This is a genomic window from Pedobacter sp. KACC 23697, assembly GCF_045348445.1.
GTDB lineage: Bacteria > Bacteroidota > Bacteroidia > Sphingobacteriales > Sphingobacteriaceae > Pedobacter.
In genome coordinates this window covers 3,523,073-3,543,861 of record NZ_CP157485.1, presented here as the reverse complement: position 1 = coordinate 3,543,861, position 20,789 = coordinate 3,523,073, and the positions used below count along the sequence as shown (strand labels likewise).

The window sequence follows — 20,789 nt, the reverse complement described above, 5'->3', positions numbered from 1 at the left end:
AAAAAACAACACCAATACCTTCATCTATGGAAACATACGATATACTTTGCATATATAATGAAAACGAGATCCGCGTTAACGAGATTGTTGAAGCAATAAAACTTCGGGGGTATAAAACCTTTTTTTGGAGAACTGATGTAGAGATTGGTGAGCATTTTACGGGTAGAGAGCACTATGTGCTAGAAAACACAAAATCAGTACTGGTTTTTCTGGGAAGTTTTGGCTGGGGACCAAACCACCTTGCATTAACAGAAGAAGCAATCAAAACAGAATCTAATGTCATTCCCATTAAGATCGGTGATTTTCCTGACGGAGATGACCTGGAGGCTAGTGGCCTATTTCTGGAAAAGCGGTATGTGGAGATGTCCATTCCCAAAAGAAAGGACTATCTAAAGCTATTTGAACGTTTAGGACCACGAGTAAAAAATGTTTCTATAGAGTCTTTTGATAAATTCATTGAAAAGTTTTTACGGGCCAGTGATAAAGAGCAAGATATTTCATTGGCCAGTGTCAGTAAACTTGGCAGTAATGAAAAACGGATTTTGTCTAGTAATGTGATACTGAGGTTAAAAGACCTTGAATCTGATGAACTGCCAGAGTCAGATGAAACTCGGCTGGGCAGACATGTCATCTGGTGTGGACTCTTTAGCCTCCTAATTGCATCAGATCCCCACTCCTATAAGGCAAAGGAGTTAATTATTAATCATTTATCGTATAATGTTGCCCATAGCCACAATGTAGCGGTCTGGATTTTAGCCGAGCTTTATCACAGTAATGTCCCTTATCTTAATCAAGCTGCCGAAGCAGCTTTAAGGCGAAAATCGGGTGATGTAAGGTATTTAGCAAAAGCGATCCTTGGACCGGATGAAGAATTGATAAATGAATTTGACTTAATTCTTCGTGGAGAAGACCAGGAACAGATTAAAGGTGTCTTGGATATTTTAGAGATTTATGCTATCCCATACCTATTTCCCGCGATGCTCAAGCTTTTTCATCAAGTGAAATTAATTCCGGATGTTTTAAGGGCTTTAGCTAACTTAGAGTTAGATGAATATAGTGATCATGTACTGGATTTATTCTCGGTGACCGATCTCCTAGGGCTCTTTTATCAATCATATTTAGTTTCACCCGATATTGACCTGAACTCAGTAATTAGACTGTTAACGCTCTATCCTGATGAATATATAGAAGATGCCAAAAATAAATTACCACAAGACGAAGAGGCCCGGGATTTTGTAGATCTGATCAAAGGATGTTTTGAAAATCGTAATGAAGAAGAAAACGCTTATATCGGCTCCGGATACACCTCTGATCGATCAGATGTAGCTCTAGATTATCTTGGAATCGATAAAGATGTTTCAACCCTTTCTGCACTTATGCTTTCTAGGCAGGTATCTCCGCCACTAGCCATCGGGTTATTTGGAGGATGGGGAACAGGTAAATCGTTTTTTATGGAATCACTCCAGTCCAGGTGCAAAACCTTAATCCTTGAGCAGAAAAAAAACAAAAAAACTGCATTTCATACCAATATTGTACAGATCACTTTTAATGCGTGGAACTATTCTGATTCAAACCTATGGGCCAGCTTGGTTCATCATATCTTTGAATCGCTTTCTTACTTTCTTAATCCCGCAGAAACGCAAGAACAAAAACTCAAACAACTCACCTTGGAAGTTGCAGACAATGAAGCCGAGCAGCGCAAATATGAAAAACTCATTGAAGATGAAAAAAAGAAGATCGATGAAAAAACGGAACAGCTTGGTAAACTATCTCAGGAGCGGGAAAAAAGAAATATTGCTTTCTCCGAACTCTCCAGAGATGATTACGAAAAAATACTTACCGTCGAGCAAAAACAGGCAGCTAAAAAAATTGTAGATGATTTGGGCCTCACCGAGCTTAACTCTTCGGTAACAGATCTGGAAAACGCATTAAAAGAAGCTGAAACAACAAAGGGAAGAATTCTAAATGTGGCTTCCTGGTTTTTCAGCAAAGATCACTGGTTGTTAAAAGGATTCATCTTCGCTATGATTTTGGTTATCATCCCGGTAGCATGCTTTATCATCAGGGAGTATCATCCAAACATTTGGACATCAGTAGTTGGTTTCTTTGTTTGGTCAGCTGGCGCCATAGGTGGTTTGGTACTTTTGATCAAAACAGCACTTAAGCATATTAATAGTAGTCTTTCGGTAATAGAAGAAATGAAGACCAATATCGATGCTGTAATTAAAAGCAAAAGGGAAACGCCTACAGTACAGGAAACTGAACTGTCGCAAGAAATTACTCAATTGAAAGATCAAAAAGATACCAATGAGAAAATGGCAGGAGCATTACAACTGAAAGCAGAAGCTAGCAAAAAAAGCAAAGCGGAGTTCATCACCAAAATAAGCCTATCATCATTTATTGCAGACAGAGCGATCTCTTCTGATTATCTGGAGCATCTGGGCATAGTCACCAGAATCAGAAAAGATTTTCAATACCTGATTGATAAGATCCAGAACTCTCAGCATCTGATCAAGGGCAAAAAAGTCGAGAGGATCATCCTTTATATCGATGATTTAGACCGTTGCCCACCTGCAAAAGTATTTGAAGTCCTTCAGGCCGTGAATCTGCTATTGGCCTATGAACTTTTTGTTGTCGTAGTAGGCGTGGACACCGCCTGGATGACTAAATCGCTATCAGTTACGTTAGAGCAGCTCCATGAAAATAATGGCGAAAAGATAAGTCCTTTGAATTTTATCGAAAAAATTTTTCAGATCCCATATAATCTGAAACCCTTATCAGTCAATAGCTTCCCTAATCTCCTCAAAGGTTTGTTTACCCCACCTTTAAAGAAAGGCATTAGAATGCAGGAAAGTACCCCCACCTTACAGCAGCAAGAAAATAAAGATTTTAGCGAAAAAGAAAATGATCCAGGGATTAATCATATAGCTACAGCAATAGAATATCGAGAAGCATCAATAGATGCTAAGTCTGAAAACCAAAAACAAGATACTACCCAAGCTGAGATTACAACTTCACATTCTAATTATGAATCTATAGCAGCAGAAGAAAAGGAAAAGCGTTCGCGGGAAGTGACCAAAAACTTTCACATTGAAGAGGCTGCCTTGGAAATCAAGGACTGGGAATCGGAATTTGCAGGAAAACTATTTGAATTTATTTCTACGCCAAGGGCTGCCAAGCGCTTCGTGAATATTTACCGCTTGATGAAGGTCGGTATCTCCAAAAATGAGTTGACAGAATTTGAGGGTGTATCAGGAAACCCTGGGGACTTTCAGTGTCCAATGTTACTCCTCGCAATTATTGTTGGATGCCCTAATGAAGCACCAAATCTACTGGCCAATCTTTATAAGGAGGCATTGCAAGGACGCAATATCGCGCAAGGCCTGGATCAGATTTTAAACGAGGAAATTGCACAGGAAATCATGGGATTCCCTGTCAAAATAAGAAGGATCATTGACGATTTATGGTTTCGGGATACCTCAGCATTACTGCTCAAGTGGATACCGGAAGTTTCCCGTTTTTCATTTAGGGAAATCAAGCTTTAAAAGTGAATTTTGGCGCGCCCTAAATCTTTTGTTTTTCATATGGATATGCTCTTTAATTAATTTTTTTAATCTATGAATGGCCCTACTGAAACTCTTTTAACGTGCACTAGCCGGAACGGAACTGGAACATCTTCAAATTAGAAGATGGGGGCGTAATATGATAAGGTATTAGAAGCAATGCCTTACACAAGTCAAACTGCGGAAACTAGCTGTGTAGTTAATCTATTTTTCTTAAATATTCAAACCCATTATTATTCGCAATGGTAAGCAAGGGCTGTATATTTTGTAAAAACCTATCTCTTAAATCCGCTTCAGGTAATAGCTGCGCATTGGAATTTGGTGACAGGCTTAGGTAATCTTCCATTATGGGTTCGTTGGGGTAGTTTTCCGCCATCACTTCGATAGCTGTTTTTTGCAGCAGGTAATACCCGTCAAAATAATCTTCCATCCTGGGTAGTTTGTCGTTCTTCCGGCTGTTGAATGATGGATCGGCCGGGATCAGGTTCCAGATCAGATCATGCGATACAAAAGCGTAAGGGATAAAGTGTTCAACGGCGAAGCTGCCATGGGTAAGTTTTTTTTGTGTATATATACATTCCAGCGGGCCGGTATGGTCTAAAACCCTGTTCCAGAATTTGCGCTGGTTTAACAGGCTGTTCCTGCGCGCGGGTTTAATCAGTTTATTCGGGATATCAGGAACGTTGGGGTTATGTTTTTGCAGGTAAAGGCTCAGGTGCCAGTAACAAAATGCCTTTAAAATACCGGCATGCTCAACCAGGTAACCATGCCACCGCGGGTTTATGGTGAGGTTTTGCTCATCAAGGGCATAGGGGCAATCGTTTTCAAAATCTGCAGAACGGCAGTATATTTCAGTACGGTTACCTCTTAATTGCGGAAACCATGGGCTTAAGTATCGGTGTGGCACTTCGCTATCAAAATAACGGAGCGTTTTAGCGGTAGCGGGATTTAGGCTTTTAATGATCTTATGTTTAGCAATATCCTCTTTTTCATCAATGGTGATGCCCTCCAGTTCACGTATCTGGTTAATGGCCCGCTGTAACTGATCCTGTTTGCCAAAAGAAACATGGAAATAATTAACGGTATACCAGGCGCGTGATACCATGCCTGCAAAAAGACGGTGCTTTGGTATTACTGTGTTTCCTCCTTCCAGTTCTGATAAGATGGACAGCAGCCAGTAATACTTATAGGTTGCTGAAGTGTTGTTAAAACTCGCTGCCAGTAGGGCGATGGGAAGTCCGGGGCATTGGGGAAGGGGCAAAGTCATTTGTATCGTTTTTGATTTAGCTGGGCGCATATTTATTGCCAGATCGATTCTCGTCTACTTCTGGCTATGATTGGCAAATTCCTATGATCTTTCCTAAAAAGAGCACTGATTCAAAAGTCATTTAGGTTAAATTTATCAAAACATTTTAACATTCCTATTTTCAAAGGATAATATCCAAAGATAATTGACTGCCCATTTGCAGGGCAGTCGTTTAAGTTAAGGGCATTCCGGTAAGCTAAGTAGGTTGTCGGGCGTGTCACTGTCAGCTTCCGTTTTAAGGTATTTTTTACCCGAACGTGTTGCTACAACCACTTTCCTGACATGGCCGTTTACCGAAGTATAAAACGAATAAGTTCCGTTTTCGATACTCTTGATAGCATCGTCCAAGGTAAGTTTCCACCGCTGATTACTATGAATGCCACCCACATGCGTAATCCGTTCATATGCATTATAACGATCGTCTTTATTAATGCATGAAATCTGAACACTAGTAGCCATAATTTATTTTCTATTGTTCTCCGCTCTGTGCGGGTCCACGGATTCTTCTTTTGATCCAGATATCTGAATTGAACCTGTTTTCCTCCATTAACAGTTACCAAGGCCAAGTTAACGGATTGGGCAACTGGTTCTTTACGGTTTCCCGTATGCACAGGTGAGGTGGCTGATATAACTTTGTCCACATGATAACTGGACAGGCCGCCGGAGTCTAAATTGGAAATATTAAACAGCTTTGTCCTATCGGCAAATGCAAGGGTGGGTTAGGGAATAGGCAAAATAGTATCAGGAGGACCTTAAAGGGCAGATATGGAGCGACAATACCGTTGTGGTAGATACTTATAACGATTATGTGGCCAGCTGGTTTCGGTACACAAAATGTTACCATACCGAAGATCATTGAAATATGAGAGCGCAAAGGACAATAATAAGATTGTTATAAATGTTGCTTGCGAGTTGTCTTAAAACTCAGTTTTAATTACTAAATTGCTTGTTTAACACTAAATTATGCCTCATTCAATTTCATATCTCCTCATATGTTTTATGCTTGGGTACGGGCATGGCTTTTCTGCCGGGACAGTAGACCATAAAATAGATGTTACTTATAAACCCTTCGAAAGTTAAATTCAAGAGATGTATGAAAGGGGAGTCCATATTTCATAAATACGATTTGTTATTGCCATCAAAGTTTGATGGAGGATACCTTATTTTATCGCTTTATAAAAAAATCAGGGACGAGGAAATCGGACAATATTTTACAGCAAAAGAGATTACGGATATTCTGCAAAAGATTGCATATGACTATGGCGAAGGTTCGGTTAGGCAATGGAGCAAAATTAAGGGCCCCTTGTTTCATTATTATATCCGTAACCATCCCGATGAACCGTGGAAGTACTATCTTACAGATTACGCAAAGAATGTCATTGAGCTTATGTTTAATAAACTCAATAATCCATACAGGGAGCACCCACTTCGCAAAAGTTTTGAGGATTCCTTTAGTATAAGGATCGGCGAGATTAATAACATATTTGAGTTAGAAAGGAAATTTGGACGGATATTCATCCAAGGACCAAAGAGTGTAGTCACCGATCACTTAGAAGCATTGGAAGATGAACTTAAAATCGCTTATGAACAGTTAAATGAAATCTTACGAAACGAAGAGCTTAGAGATGCAGCAAGTATGGTCAGGAATTTTACGGTGATCTTCGGTAAATTTGGGGATCGCGCATTAGATATTACCAATGCTATATTGTCAAAGGATAAATTCCTCAGAGATCTGCAGTTTATTGTGGATGATTTCTATGCTTCTGCAGTTGATGGTAACATATTAGACGAGGCTGAAAAGTTGCAAAGAAGGGCAAATTGGGAACAAGCGAGAGAGATTTACTTGGATATTACAGTATTCTTCAATAGCATTGATCAGAAAATCGACCTGATTAGGCGCCAGATCAAAAATGCCAGTAACAAACTCACCGAACTTCAGGAGCAGTTTTCTGCAAGAGCGCATCTTCGGCTGATGCTTAAAAAATTTTTCCACCTGGCGTTGGATAGTGCACATTTCGCCGGAGACCAGATCGGTTTAAATGAAAATTTTCCGTTAAAAAAACTTGTGCACGAGAAAACAAGAATACTTTATCCTAAGCACTATGAATTTGGTCTTAAGGTCGAAAATAGATTGATTCCGCAACACGAAGATAATGCGTACGAAAAATTGGAACGGGAAAGGATCGAAAAGGAGATTAGGCGCCAGCAGATCATATACGATTGGTCAGAAAAAGTTAAACGCAATATCAAAGACGGGATAAATATCGAGATCAGTGAACTTATGGAAACTGTTACCCTTGCAGAAGGCGATATTTCTCTTGCCTACCAGGTTGCTGCAAATGTAATCTCCTTCGCCTCCTCCGACACAGATATAGAGGTTGAAATCAGCCAAAAATTAATAACACTCTCAAACCACAATTTCTCACTATGGAAGACCAAAGTTTCAAAAACATAGATTATTCCTTTTTATTGGAAGAAGAGGTCGAAAAAGTTTTTGCCAATCTAAATATTACCCTTTTACAGGGCAAACATATTGATCAGTCGGAATACTTGATATTTTCTGCGATCCAGAAGTTCGAGGGCGAGTGGAAGCACTTTTATGAAAGGCTGTATAGGATAAATCTTATCACAGATAATTTCGATGGGCGTACTTACTATTATCTTGATTTCTTTGAGAATGGAAAAGGCGGATTGAGTGATCAAAGTAGATATAGAGAACTTAGTGAAACGCAGACCATCATCGGGCTGATGCTTCTTGATATGTACTATCTTCGTTATTTTGAGGAGAGGAAGATGGTTAGCTGGGCAGAGATTAAAAATCAGATTATGGAGAGCGATCAGCAAGAAGCATACAAACGAATCTTATTTGGAGATATAAGAGGAGATTTTGATGAGAAAGAATGGGCCAGTGCCGAGAGCAAATTCAAGTCAGCCATCACAAGCTTTGATAAATTAGGCTGGGTTTCAAAACACTCGTCGCAACATGAAGAACTTCTGTTCGAAATCCATCCGGCTATACACCGGCTCGCGAAATTGTACGCCGCAGAGCTTGAAGATTTCGATACTTTCTCAAAAATAATAAAAAGCCGGGGAGAGCAGTCATGAATTATCCCAGCATATATTCCCTCTCTACGGTTGGGGTAATTAAACACTATATTCATGATTATCTCTTCCATCATAAAAGAACAGATTTTGTCGGTTCTAACGGTGTTGGAAAATCCATTATTGCAGATATATTACAGATGATGTTTATATTCGATAAGGACCTGATCAGATTCGGTACAGATGGGCTCAAAAAAGAAGAAAGGCACATCAACACACTCCCATATAAAATGAAATTCGCCTACTGCTTTTTAAATGTAGAGGTTGATCAGGGGAAATTTATTCTTATGGGCATCCAAATCCAAAACCAAAAAAATAAAAGAATTACCCCATTTCTGGTTACCAAGACTGCGGATACCAATCAAGCTATCGAACACTTGGCCTTTGGCCAATCGGAGATGCTATTGGCCAAAGATTTTGTCAATCAGGGTGCATTACCAGATCTCCAGGAGCTGTCCAAATATTTTCATGAAGAGATGAACCTAAGGTTGAATTTCTATCGAAGCAAGGATGATATTCAAGAATATTACCGTTTTCTCTACGAGAAACACATTACGCCGCTCAATCTTACGCAAGAAAAAAGTCTAAAGGCCTTTGCAAAGGTAATCCAATCCTTTTCAAAGGCGAAGTCGCTCAACCTTAGTGGAAGTCAGGCATCCAAGAACTTAAAGGATTTTCTTTTTGAAGATTCCGATGAGGATATATTAACTAACTACAATAAAGAACAAATTGAGCTCGAAAAGATCATCAGGGACTACGACTCCCTAAACAGCATGATATGCCAGCTCGGGGAGAAACAGTCAAGGTTAATTAAATTGTCTGATCTCAGTGAAGAATACGATAAATTATTCAAGATCGCACGCAAAGCTCAGGTGTGTGAGGCTCATCACAGGTTAAGATCACATAGGCAATTAGAAAAACAGGGATTGGCTGAACAGAAGGTTCACATCAAAAGAGAGGAAACAGTTAAGAGCATTATGCAAAGATTGCCTGCTTTCCAAGAGCGGATCGATAGAAATTATAAAAAGGCCGACGAACACCTATTGGCATTTGGCGATTATGAGAACCTATATAGCCGTTCTGCGGAATTGGAAGAGCAGATCGCGGATCTCGAGGCAGTTGCTGTTCCTGAAATTGATGAAAGTTGGGCAATTGAAACAGGTACGATCGACCTTGGTATAAGAAAGGTTCAGGATTTTAAAAATGCAATCGGCTTTGCCAAGCACTATCTTGATAAATACAACACCTTAGAAAAAGTGGAACAATCGAGAAAGGAGCAAAACGAAAAAATCATGGAAATGAGGCTCAAACTGACTGAGCAAAAGACTAGGAAAAGTAGTCTCCTTGAATTGCTGGAAAGCGGCATTAGCGACGGTATTATGAGCTGGTTTATCAAAAGTAAACCTACTTTAAGCAAACAGGCCTTACAAGCTGTCTTGTATTTTGCTATTACACCACAGCGGGAGGATCTCGATAATCCAGAGCATCCAAGATATCTGGATCCAAAAGAGCTTTTCACAAATTTCGAGTTTAAAAGTTCTAAAAAAGGAATCTGGGTTAAACTAGGTGCCTTGCATGAATTTATTGCCCATAACCCCCAGGCAGATTTATTAGAAGATGGGCAAAGTCTTGATGAATCGATCACTTTGATCATTGAAAACCTAAAAGTAGAGTTGAGTCAGATCAACAGTGATCTTTCAGTTTTGGATGATGTTCAGGACGGAAAAGAATACGATATTAGGCAGTTCCAAATTCAATTTGACCATCAACTTAGCGAAAGTAGCAGGATCGAGCGGTTGAAGTCATCTGTCTCATTAATCCTGAAAACAGGAGAAAAAATAAGTCAGTTAAAAACAGAGAAAAAAATAATCGACGAGGAGTTGCTTAATATCCGCTCCGAATTTAAGATTGATATCAGTGAGGCCTCAGCGCTTAAGAAATTGTTGCAAATCGATCGGTCTAGATGGGAAAAGAGGGTAAGGAGATGTGCAGAAAAAAAGGGGGCGATCAGTGAAGAACTTAAAGGATTGATGTTGTCGATCATTAGAACAAAAAAAGAAATCGCCGCAATTACTGCTCAAATCCTGATTGAACAGAAAGAGTTTGAAGACATGATCAATGAATACTATAAAGAGTTCTCAGAAAATATCGATGACTTTGGTGAGCATCCGATTCCCGCCAATACTGCAGTCGAAAATGCTGAGCAGGCGTTTGAGCTATATCGAAATGCTTATCAGGCTATCGTACACTTTTTCGCTGAGACCAGCGAGAATAAGAACCAACATGTCAAGATGGAAATCGATAAAAAAACATTTTCATTTGCTGTATTAGAAAGGGCGCTGCTAGACAAAATCAAATCAAAGGACGATATTACTGTGGTGCTTCAGGAAGCCAATCAAGAGCGTACCAAGATAGCTGATGGAATCAGGGACAGTATGATCAAGATCTTTGGTAAGACAGCTGAGAGATTCCAGAAATACAAACTGCAGACCCAGCGAATCAATACTTTTTTTGTGAATCGAAAGATCAGTGGCAAATTCTTCTTCAAGCTTGAGTTCAAAGAAAACACACAGGTAAGTATCAGTTATGTAGAAGATATGGCCTATAAGGTTAGAGAGGTGGCTACTACAGGAGAATTGCAATTTGGAAAACCAATAACAGAGTTCATCGAAGACTTTTTTAAGAGTATTGCCCGAATGAAAGAAAAGATGCCGATAGAAAAGCTGTTAGACCCGAGAACCTATTTCGAATTGGCTGCGCGTTTGGATGACCAATATGGAGTAGAGGTGCCGGGAAGTACGGGAGAAACTTATTCTGCGATTGCGTTACTTGGGGTAGCCAGGCTCTCTGCCGTCCAGCGTGAAGAAAGAAAGGGGCTTAGGTTTATTATCCTGGAAGAGCTTGGTAGTTTGGATGAGGTTAACTTCAATACCTTTCCGGCTATTGCAGAAGAGTTCAAGTATCAGATCATCACTATGGCTCCTCATACGTTCAATATTGGATTCGCTGAGGAATGGTATGCCCATCACCTTATTAAGGGAAAGGGAAATGGGGATATCAACTATGCACCATCTGCCTCATATTTCAAGACCAATGAGTTTAACGAGGATCTAAATCTATACATAGAAAAATTAGCGCAATGAACTGGGTAGAATTACGGGCATTAAATCAGCTCTACGAAAATGGAAAAGTTAAGATGACAGAAACGCTGGCACAAAGTGGCGAAGTAGGATACCTGGTAAATTCTCTTGGTGTTCTGGAACGTGATCGAAAGGAAATAAGGGCAACCTCTGATTTTAATGCCCTTTACCAGAGAGATTATTTGAATCATTATCTAAAATATAGCGAATTTTTAATGCAACTGGAGATACTCACTCCGCACACTAGACTAGAGGAAACAGATATCAATATTCTAATGGATATCCATCAAAAGATGGTCAAAGGGGATCTGGACGAATTGCGTAAACAGATCATAGCCTCAGATGAATCTGTCAAGGGCGTATCACTCATGTTCTTTAAAAACGAAAAATACCTGAAACATAAGGGCAGTCTAATTGACGCGCTAAAGAAAATACTTAAAGTTGAACATTTCTCTTATGAAAAAGACCAACAGTATATCTATAAATTGGAATGTTACGCTCCAAAGGCAATTGTACTTTGTGAAAACCTCGATTTTTTAACCAAGCCCGATAGACCAAGAAATCATCATATAGAATTATGGTATGCAGGAGGTAAAAATGTGCCAAAACTTGATTTCTCATCCACGAGGGGATTGCCAATATACTACTCTTGCGATTGGGATTACGATGGTCTTTATATAATATATCCCCTGGTAAAGGAGAAAATTCCGGGCATCGGTTTGCTTTATCCAAATGGCGCGCACAAAAGTGTCGTTAAAACGGAGCATAAAAGCAAATGGAAAGGTTCACGGCTGGTGGATAACAGTATGTTTACAGAAAAAGAACATCGACTTATCAAGGAGCTAATTGAAGAGGATTGTTGGATTATCGAAGAGTCGAACGATATTATTGAAATGATGAAAGAAAATTTGATGAACCTGTTATAGACCACGTGATATTTTTTCGAAATGCTCAAATTCTATATGTTGTTCTCCATTTTCTTTTTTTCATATCTACATAATGCAATATTTTATAACTAGATTTAAAATTTAAACCGCTCTCCATGTTAAATTATATCAGAAAATATCCATATCCATGCAAATAATCGATGCGCAAAAAGTGGATATGTCAAAATTCGGGGTTAATACATCTTGTGGTGTCTATTTAATCCACCTAAAAGTACTGGATATCAATTCTAGGGCTAAAGAAATTATAAATATGCTGACTGACAGAAGCTGGATTCATAAGTTAGGTGTCGTCGATCGTAAGTCATATGAAGCAAGAGCAGAACAGACTATTAAAAAAATTGTTGAAGATATACTGACGAAGGTAGATAGTAAGGTGACCGAAGATTTTGGGGAATACCTTGTGTCGGATTCTGCTGGAAATGCATTAAGAGATACCCATAAGCATGTTAAGGTAGTTTTGGCAGAACTATGGAAAGAACAAAAGACAGGTAACCCTGGGTTTGACTTCCACACTGAAGGTCCAAACGAGATAATCCTCTTTGGGGAGGCGAAATTCAAAACATCAGGTAGTCCATACACTATAGCACTTGAACAGATTGTTGACTTTGTGCAATTAAAAAAGGATGAAATGGAACTTGCGGACCTTCAAAGGCTGGTAAGTTCGAATGCGGTCTCCAATGCCGTCGCTAATATCAAGGGATATATTGCCGCCTTTTCTTTGAATGCCATAAACCATGTGTCAATATTTGAAAAGGCTCTTAAATCTGATGCAGCCCAAAAGCTTTTGTGTCATAAGGAACTTTATTTGATCGGCGTTGAGATATGAGTGTAAATGACCTCATAAATGGCGAAAATCTAGAAGCGAGGCTTCGGGACATCCTGACCAAAATACATACCAGAGGGCCGATAGAAGTTGGAGAATTCGAGTTTCTTGCTTACGCGAAAAAGTTTCATCCAAAGGTATTTGTCAACTATGAAAAAACGCTACTTAATTTCATAGGTCTGTTCTACAAGCTTTCACCTGCTAATAGTCTTATGGAAGAGCTATATTCCATATTTGCAGACAGCATCGAATCTGAGACAGGCAACAAGTTTACTCCGGTCCAAGCCGATGCTTTTAAGAAAATCAGCAGTAATGTATATTTTTCTTTCTCTGCTCCTACAAGTGCTGGCAAATCATTTCTGTTCCGTGAAATTATCAGCAAATCGGCAGGTGACATTGTTATTGTTGTTCCGTCAAGAGCACTAATCGCCGAATACATGTACATCCTTGAGAGTCTTGTTGATAAGGATGTGCTCATACTTCAGTTCATTGAAATCGTTAATGTACTGCATACCCGTAGGAGAATTTATGTTATCACTCCAGAAAGGGGAGTTGAACTCTTCAAGAATTTAGGTAAGTTAAATATTGAGCTTTTCCTTTTCGATGAGGCCCAGATTTCCGACGAGGAGGTCAGGGGAATGAGGTTCGATTCCTTTGTTAGAAGGGTCGACCGGCTTGTTCCGGTTGCAAAAAAGGTTTTCACCCATCCATTTATCCTAAATCCAGAGGCGCAGCTCTCCAAGCACAATTTCGATCAGCTTTCAGACCATTATTGTTACCGCCAGCACTCTGTGGGGAAAATCCATCTGGTGCTGAAGGACCAGAAATTCGAATATTTTTCTCCCTTTGTTGTTGGTACAAAGATAGAGACGGTACCCACCGATGACGATATAATCAAAAGTACGCTCGAAGCTAATGGTACGGTATTGATTTATACATCGAAGAACAAAATCTATGATGGTTCCTTTTTGTTAGATTTTGACAAATATATCACCCTATGCCCGAAACTCACAAATCCAACGGCTTTGGAATATGTCGAAGAATTGAGACAGTTTATAGGCGCCTCCACTCGAGGTCCTGAAAAACACTCTACACTGATAGATATGATGGAAAAAGGTATCGTAATACATCATGGATCTATTCCCCTCAAGGCGAGACTTATCATTGAATCCTTCGTAAATAATAATTTTGCGAAGCTCTGTTTTTCAACATCCACATTGATACAGGGTATCAATATGCCTTTTGATATTGTTTGGATTAATAATTTTAAGTTTACCGGGTCAGACCAGCAAAAAAATCTGGACCTGAAAAATCTCATCGGCAGAGCTGGAAGAAGCACGCATCTAAAAGATACTTTTGACTATGGTTTCGTAATCATTGAAAATAAAAATCTTAACCTTTTCAGAAAGCGCATTTTAGAAGCTTCAACGATAAAAAGTACATCATTACTGGATGAAAATGTGGCTAATGTAAGCGAAGACATGGTGGATATTGTACAAGCGATACAAAATGATTCCTTCAACGACGAACTTCAGCTTACAAATACGCAAGTAGAAAGGATTCGAAAGGCTGATTCTGACCAGGATATATTTTACATACTGGATAATCTGTTAATTGATAATTTACCGTTGAATGGTAGGCAGTATTACAATCTATCGCAGCACTATAGGGCCAAGATCAAGACCGCATTTCAAAACATATTTATTTCCCACTTAAGGCGGCAAGAACTTACCAGGTCGGAAAAAGCCATTCTTAGTGCATCTATCCCAATTATGCTATGGCAAATTCAGGGCAAATCATTTGCTGAAATCGTTTCTCTCCGGCATGCCTATCTAACTAGCAGGACAGAGTTGCGCAGTATTCTAGCAAGAGTAAAAAAGAAAGAGATTACTGGAGCTGAAGGCGTAAGGCTGAGGGCGCAAATCAAGGTTAAAAGATCTCCGATGGCCTCTCCTCTTCCTAATATAAAAGTTAAGGCACCTAGTCTTTTTGAGGAAATTCCTGTTGATGATTTAGATTACGATAAGCTAGTGTACGATACCTATGATTATTTGGACAAAGTGATCAGCCTTTCACTTTCCGATCCAATTTGTGCCGCATTGCAGCTATTTTTTGAAAAAACGGGAGATGACAGAGCGCTGACGATAAAGAACTATATTAAATATGGAACAAATGATAAAAAAGAAATTTGGTTGCTCAGATATGGTTTCAGCTTTGAAGATGTCGAATGGATTGCAGCTTATGTGATTGACATCGACGATCAGGAAATCAATTTTTCGCAGAATATCAGCCAATTATCTCCCGAAGAACTTGAAATAATTGAACGATTTGTGAACTAAACGCCTGGATTAAAAACATTGTTACATTTTATTGCAGGTTTAAACACAAGCTGTGGATGACTCTGGGCAATTAAGGAGCAGCTACCCGATGAAGCTCAAGCCGCTTTCCACTTAAATTTAAATGGATTGATATGATCAGGCTGATAACCAGGGATTTTCAGACACTCATTGACAATCGTATTTGTAAAGCCGGTTCTATAATAATAGTCTACAAGTGCTAGCACCTTGTCAAGTCCATGGTAATGAAGGTTGCTTAGCGCCTAATAGTCTGTTCTGGTAATGTAATTAATTTATCGATAGATTAACTGTGGATATTAGCGCATTCCATCCCTTGGATGAGATACCATACTATGAAATCATTATAGCTGGTCTTTAGTTGGTGGGCAAGGTCGAACCCGTTCCCAATAAGGATCAGTCGGTTCATTTTTATCTAGGTACTTTTCATGAGTTCGGATTGCGTTAAAATCCGTCTGTTCATCTAATATCCGTTACCTGGTTTAAATCGAAATCCGATATGAACAATAAAATTGGAGATGTGAAGAGCGGTAATTTTTATTTGTACCCCGGAAGGGATTCGAACCCCTGGCTCATAATTGACGGATCTGAAATTATAAAGGACTGATTTTGATAGGCGGTGTCTTTGCTTGGCTAAATTAATACATATTCTTAATATTATTCGGTGACATCTAGTTACAAGAAAAGTTTTTCAGAAAGTATACTTCTTAGTTGCCTACTTGCTAATATTGTTTATCTTGACGGAAGTCTTTCTAGATTGGCATTCTAATTAAACTGTATGTATCAGCATATTCAAGAAATTATATCACTTAAATCATTAAAAGTAAATATCATCGATTTATTTGTCGAGTCACTCACGAGCTTCTTAGGATGTCGGATAAAGATATATCATGATCCATATAATTCCTTTTTGGAAAAGTATGGAATTGATATTTTAGCAAATCCTGAGAGAGGAGTCTATGAAATTGATTCATCATCAGCTATAATAATTGGGCGAATAACTAATGAAAACGGCCAATTAAGATCTGCAATTGGATTTCTTTTAATAGGAGTTGATTTCAGAAGTTCCTCGAGGATATTAGGAATTATTGAGCGTACTTTTTCATTTTCGTTGACCTCTGAAATCGAAAACAACTTTAGACGCTCGCTTATAACATTTGGTGATGATTTGATAAAAAGAATAATTTGTACATTCATCGCAAAAGGAAAATATAATCCTGGAAATGTTAGACACATTCTAGAGTACTTTTTTAAACTTAGAACTACTTCATTTGAAGGGAGCTATTTCTCAACTGGGGCTATCATCAGTAAATCTGGAGATTTTTTTAACGGAACCTTTGATCGTAAGAGATTTGGTATGTCAAAAAGGCTCACCAACTTTATTTCCATCTTAGGAACCAATTCCATAAACAAACGTCTTTGGTATTTGGTCGACGGAAAGACATCTTTCTTGCTTGGCAGTAAAAATTTGCTCTTTAGGGATCTATTTATCTTAAATGATGATTATGCCAAGAATAACTTCTTAGCTGTTTATTCACTCGCTTTAACATTAAAGGGGGGAGATTTCCTTATAAAAATTGAAAATGAAAAAAGCATGTCTATAATTACGGCGGATGGCATCGAGTTTTTATTTTATGAAAATCGATGGAAATTAAGAAATTTTAAAGGACTGAAAAAATTATTACAGGAGAAAATTAGCACAGATGTGTTAATTATTGATTCAATACTTTTTTATATTTTGAATTGCTCAAAAAAACAAATGAGTAGTATTTTGTGGTTTCCAGATGATTTGGGCGACATCGACCAGTATATTAATCCAGACACTAAAAATAGTTTTCTAAATGACAAAATAAATATTACTGAAAGGAGTGCAATAAATCATCTCTTTAGATGTTTATCAAGTGATGGTGTTTCTGTTTTTGATAAGCGGGGTAACCTTGAATACATGGGAGTGATCGTTGATATAGGTAAAGGCAAAGTTAAAGGAATCGCAGGTACAGGTGAGACGGCTGCATCCATACTCTGCTCAAACGGTGTGTCTATCAAAATCTCCCAAGATGGTGCTATTAAAATTTTCACGGATCTTTATGAAGAACCATATCATTTTTAAAAGCAAGGCCAGATAAGCGGCTAATCTTTAACTAGACGCCTTCTATATTAATGGTTATAGAAGTTACTATATATAATGTTCACAAATTTACAGTGATGAGAGGGATTCACTTTCGCAAATAATAATAATTCTTGAATGAGAATTACAATTTAGATTTCAAGAATTTTATTGCTTTTTTGAAATTATTGAGAGTAGCGGATTCCAAGTCGATTTTTTCTTCATTGATATAAAGTTCCTGAATACTCCTATTAAATATTTTCTTATGATACCTTGCTTCGTCAGGATAGTGGGCATTTTGAATTTTCAGTCGATCTCCAATCGAGAAAAGATCTTCAGTTTCAAAATTTTGCCACTGAACATCAATATCTTCAAAAGTCACGAATAGATCCTTGGCGTAAATACCAAATAACTCTATATATCTTTCCTTTTGTTTTTTCCCTTCCTTGTCAGAGTCTAGTAAAACTACAAATTTCCTACCCCAACCTAAATATAGTGATATTAGCGATTCAAGGTTGCTGGAGCTAGTTCCGGGTATAATTTTTAAAGATTTGGTGTTTGCAATTATGACTTCTTGCATATAGTTAAGCGTGTAAAAGTCGTTTTTTCCTTCGGTTATAACAACTTGAGGTACTAATTCGAGATTTGTTGGTCTATAATCTAATACTTCTAATATTGGCTGAAAATAGTTACTTTGATTAGGGTGGTTGACCGCAAATTGCCTGTATTTATATATTTTAACCTTAGTATTTTTAGAATTATAAGTTACTTCATTATCATAGTCAATAGCTTCGTTTTTAATGACAAATGTGTTTTCCAACCATCTTGGATTTATAAGATAATGACTGTGAGTAGTATAAATTACGTTCGGAAGTTTTTCAAAACTCTTTAGTAATTCCATTTGGGCAGATGGATGTAGGTTAGACGCGGGTTCGTCAAATAAAAAAAGTGCATTTTTACTTTGTTTCCTAAAACTTCGGAATTGGGTTAATAAAATGTATACAAAAAACCAACGGAATCCTAAAGACCTCTCAACAAGTCTATATGTATCAACATCATCTTTTATGTTAAATTCAATGTATGCTCCGGAACTATCGGCACCAGTGAAAAGTACAATTTCCGTCTTGGAAATTTCCTTTTTAAAGATTTGATTCCATTTTTTAAAAATTAATTCAGTAAGCTGTTTTTGCATTTTTCCCAGCAAACTATTTAAATTTCTTTTATCTTTTTCATCTGTCGATTCGATCCTTTTAATCAAATGATCCTGCAAATTTAGGCCGTTGTCAAGCGAATCCAGGACATCTTGAATTATAGTTTGATAATATTTATGTTTCGCATCATCTATATCGCTACCCAGATAAATTTTCTCAGGAAACTCAAAAAGAAAATTAGGAAAGTACAAAATACTTGGCAAACGTTGTTGAATAACCTCATTAGCTAGAAGCGCTTGTTCGTTGTTAAGTGATACTGTTTTCCTTCCTTTACCTACTACTCCTTCGAAACTATATCTCCAATGAAATTCTGTCTTTTCTTTTTTGTATTCAGAATTTACAAAGTGATAATTCTGTGTATAAACAATAGACCTTGTCCATTTTTTCAATGCAATGTTATGCTTTTTAAATTTTTTAGTTATTTCACTAATATCATCATCATCTAATTCTAAACCGGCTTCAATACTTATTTTCCCATTGAAATTGTCTCTTTTGTTAATTGGAATAAGATTGTGGATATCAGAAACCTCATAATTATCCAATTTCAATGCGTTTAAAGTTTCTGGCTTATAAGCGAAGTAATTAATAGCTTCCAGCACCGTTGTCTTCCCACTTTCATTAAGGCCAACCAAAGTGAAAATTTTGCCGTCCGAACTTTTATTTAGTTCTAGTTTTTGAGAATCGATCCCTTTAAAATTTTCAAAGAGAAAATAAGTAAATTTCATATTCGAGGGTTAATTATTTGTATAGTGTAATGTGCAAATTTATTCAAATTCAACTGATGTTATCATTTGATATGAGGACCTCTGCAATCGGTATGTCTGCTGGTGCCAAATTAACACTAAGGAGGTGCCTTTTTTCTACCCATTGGATTGCATCATGATCGGTCAAGATGAAATCAGCTTGGATAAATTTACAGGTATAAGCAATAAGTTCTATTTGTATTTCGTATTGATGAATAATGGTTTTAAAATGATCGCCAATTTCAACCTGCATGGCAAGCTCTTCTTTAAGTTCTCTAATGAGGGCTTTGCTTTCCGATTCCCCAAATTCGACTTTTCCGCCCGGGAATTCCCAATAACCACCAAGGGGTTTTTCAGGTTTTCTTCTGCAAAGAAGTATCTTATCTTCCTTGAAAATAATGCCACAAACAACTCTAATTGTATCCATGCGCAAAGCGGTGATAGGCAAGATTTAATAAATTTAGTTTATGCTTTTCCTTTAAAATTAACTTACCATTTATATCGCCTAAAAAGTTAAATTCATCTGAGATAGAGAATAGACCTTTGTCAAACATTACATGATGGTTAGGACACAAACATATGAGGTTGTTTGAGTTGTCATCTCCGTTATGTGGTTTGCCTAGCGGTTTAATGTGTGCGCCTTCCGCATAGCGGCCTACTTTGGTGACGATAGTATGATCACAAACCTGGCATTGGTAATTGTAGAGTTGTTTCACCTCTCTCGCTATTTTGGTATCGCGAACTATTCTTAAAACAACGCTTTCAACCCTCTTTTTTTCCTTTGTATCGTAATTAAGTTCAATATCTTCTGTGGTTTTACGCTGAGGATTAGTGCCTGCATATTCAAGCTTATATCTGCAGATTTTAAAACCGCTTTTACCAATCTCCTGCCACGCGTCAATTACACTGTAAAGACCTGCATATTTATAGCCTTTTTTTGGAGATAATGGGTTTTTGTGGTTTGCACCTCTTATTACTCTCACAGGTAATCCTTCGTCCATGCTTTTTAATAATCCAGCGTTGCCTCTGTTATTCCAGTCTTGGTCTTTGGTTTGCTTTTTGCTTTCGCCATCGTTACCGCCCGCGCCTGTATAGATGATCGTATCGCCGAGGTCGTCGTCATCTGCATAGCCTCCCGAAAGAACAATTGCCGCAACGCCTGTTTTACCTGTGCCATCTATTCCTCCTGCCCAGTTTCTATGGAAACTATCTTTCATCATTATTCTTCTATCTTCGAATTGATAACCTTCTGGAATACCTTTTATCTCTCCGAATATTATTGGCTTAGTCATGAAAAATTAGCACTTAGTAATGTCGTTATTTATTTAAATCAGACCCTATTTGACTGTAATGCCATCAAATGGTATCTAGCAAATCTGGATTGTTTAAGTGTTATCTAAATACCCCAACGCAGCAATCTTAAGCCTCATGGTAGTGGCATACCTATAACACCAATTTCGAATAGGGGGAAGCTTGTTCTGCCATTGCACTTG

Annotated in this window: 14 protein-coding genes; 8 read left to right on the top strand and 6 right to left on the bottom strand. The window is 38.0% G+C overall.

The window, feature by feature from the left end:
• Positions 1-26 precede the first annotated feature (26 nt).
• Positions 27-3,545, top strand: coding sequence for a P-loop NTPase fold protein (locus ABEG20_RS14080; RefSeq protein ID WP_406823959.1), 3,519 nt, complete (start codon positions 27-29; stop codon positions 3,543-3,545).
• A 217-nt stretch (positions 3,546-3,762) separates the two neighbouring features.
• Here the strand turns inward: ABEG20_RS14080 and ABEG20_RS14075 are convergent, their stop codons facing one another.
• On the bottom strand, positions 3,763-4,830 hold the full coding sequence (locus ABEG20_RS14075; protein WP_406823958.1) for an HNH endonuclease domain-containing protein: 1,068 nt from the start codon (positions 4,828-4,830) through the stop codon (positions 3,763-3,765).
• A gap of 216 nt (positions 4,831-5,046) precedes the next feature.
• Positions 5,047-5,328 carry a DUF3892 domain-containing protein gene (locus tag ABEG20_RS14070; RefSeq protein WP_406823957.1) on the bottom strand — a complete coding sequence of 94 codons (282 nt, stop codon included), beginning with the start codon at positions 5,326-5,328 and terminating at the stop codon, positions 5,047-5,049.
• A gap of 634 nt (positions 5,329-5,962) precedes the next feature.
• Here ABEG20_RS14070 and ABEG20_RS14065 point away from each other — a divergent pair.
• The 6 genes from ABEG20_RS14065 to ABEG20_RS14040 all read left to right on the top strand — a co-directional run bounded on the left by ABEG20_RS14065 (position 5,963) and on the right by ABEG20_RS14040 (position 15,220).
• Positions 5,963-7,324, top strand: a complete 1,362-nt coding sequence (locus ABEG20_RS14065; RefSeq protein ID WP_406823956.1) for a hypothetical protein — start codon at positions 5,963-5,965, stop codon at positions 7,322-7,324.
• Positions 7,297-7,974 carry a condensin complex protein MksE gene (locus ABEG20_RS14060; protein WP_406823955.1) on the top strand — a complete coding sequence of 226 codons (678 nt, stop codon included), beginning with the start codon at positions 7,297-7,299 and terminating at the stop codon, positions 7,972-7,974. Before ABEG20_RS14065 ends, ABEG20_RS14060 begins: the two co-directional genes overlap by 28 nt.
• The gene (locus tag ABEG20_RS14055; RefSeq protein WP_406823954.1) at positions 7,971-11,114 is read left to right on the top strand and encodes a hypothetical protein; all 3,144 of its coding nucleotides are present in this window, start codon (positions 7,971-7,973) and stop codon (positions 11,112-11,114) included. The genes ABEG20_RS14060 and ABEG20_RS14055 overlap by 4 nt, the downstream gene beginning before the upstream one ends.
• Positions 11,111-12,037 carry a hypothetical protein gene (locus ABEG20_RS14050; protein WP_406823953.1) on the top strand — a complete coding sequence of 309 codons (927 nt, stop codon included), beginning with the start codon at positions 11,111-11,113 and terminating at the stop codon, positions 12,035-12,037. Before ABEG20_RS14055 ends, ABEG20_RS14050 begins: the two co-directional genes overlap by 4 nt.
• 148 nt (positions 12,038-12,185) lie before the next feature.
• Positions 12,186-12,884: a hypothetical protein gene (locus ABEG20_RS14045; RefSeq protein ID WP_406823952.1), complete on the top strand. Its 699-nt coding sequence runs from the start codon at positions 12,186-12,188 to the stop codon at positions 12,882-12,884.
• On the top strand, positions 12,881-15,220 hold the full coding sequence (locus ABEG20_RS14040; protein WP_406823951.1) for a DEAD/DEAH box helicase: 2,340 nt from the start codon (positions 12,881-12,883) through the stop codon (positions 15,218-15,220). The genes ABEG20_RS14045 and ABEG20_RS14040 overlap by 4 nt, the downstream gene beginning before the upstream one ends.
• Positions 15,221-15,521: 301 nt before the next feature.
• Here the strand turns inward: ABEG20_RS14040 and ABEG20_RS14035 are convergent, their stop codons facing one another.
• The gene (locus tag ABEG20_RS14035; RefSeq protein WP_406823950.1) at positions 15,522-15,644 is read right to left on the bottom strand and encodes an AbiH family protein; all 123 of its coding nucleotides are present in this window, start codon (positions 15,642-15,644) and stop codon (positions 15,522-15,524) included.
• Positions 15,645-16,013: 369 nt separating this feature from the next.
• On the opposite strand from ABEG20_RS14035, the gene ABEG20_RS14030 reads away from it, so the two are divergent.
• Positions 16,014-17,345, top strand: a complete 1,332-nt coding sequence (locus ABEG20_RS14030; RefSeq protein ID WP_406823949.1) for a hypothetical protein — start codon at positions 16,014-16,016, stop codon at positions 17,343-17,345.
• Positions 17,346-17,487: 142 nt separating this feature from the next.
• Here ABEG20_RS14030 and ABEG20_RS14025 read toward each other — a convergent pair whose 3' ends face one another.
• Genes ABEG20_RS14025 through ABEG20_RS14015 form a run of 3 tightly spaced genes read right to left on the bottom strand, consistent with a single transcriptional unit; the run spans position 17,488 to position 20,588 of the window.
• Positions 17,488-19,278, bottom strand: a complete 1,791-nt coding sequence (locus ABEG20_RS14025; RefSeq protein WP_406823948.1) for an AAA family ATPase — start codon at positions 19,276-19,278, stop codon at positions 17,488-17,490.
• Positions 19,279-19,327: 49 nt separating this feature from the next.
• Positions 19,328-19,723, bottom strand: a complete 396-nt coding sequence (locus tag ABEG20_RS14020) for a (deoxy)nucleoside triphosphate pyrophosphohydrolase (RefSeq protein WP_406823947.1) — start codon at positions 19,721-19,723, stop codon at positions 19,328-19,330.
• Complete coding sequence (locus ABEG20_RS14015; protein WP_406823946.1) at positions 19,710-20,588, bottom strand: YDG/SRA domain-containing protein; 879 nt, start codon at positions 20,586-20,588, stop codon at positions 19,710-19,712. The genes ABEG20_RS14020 and ABEG20_RS14015 overlap by 14 nt, the downstream gene beginning before the upstream one ends.
• Positions 20,589-20,789: the final 201 nt, after the last annotated feature.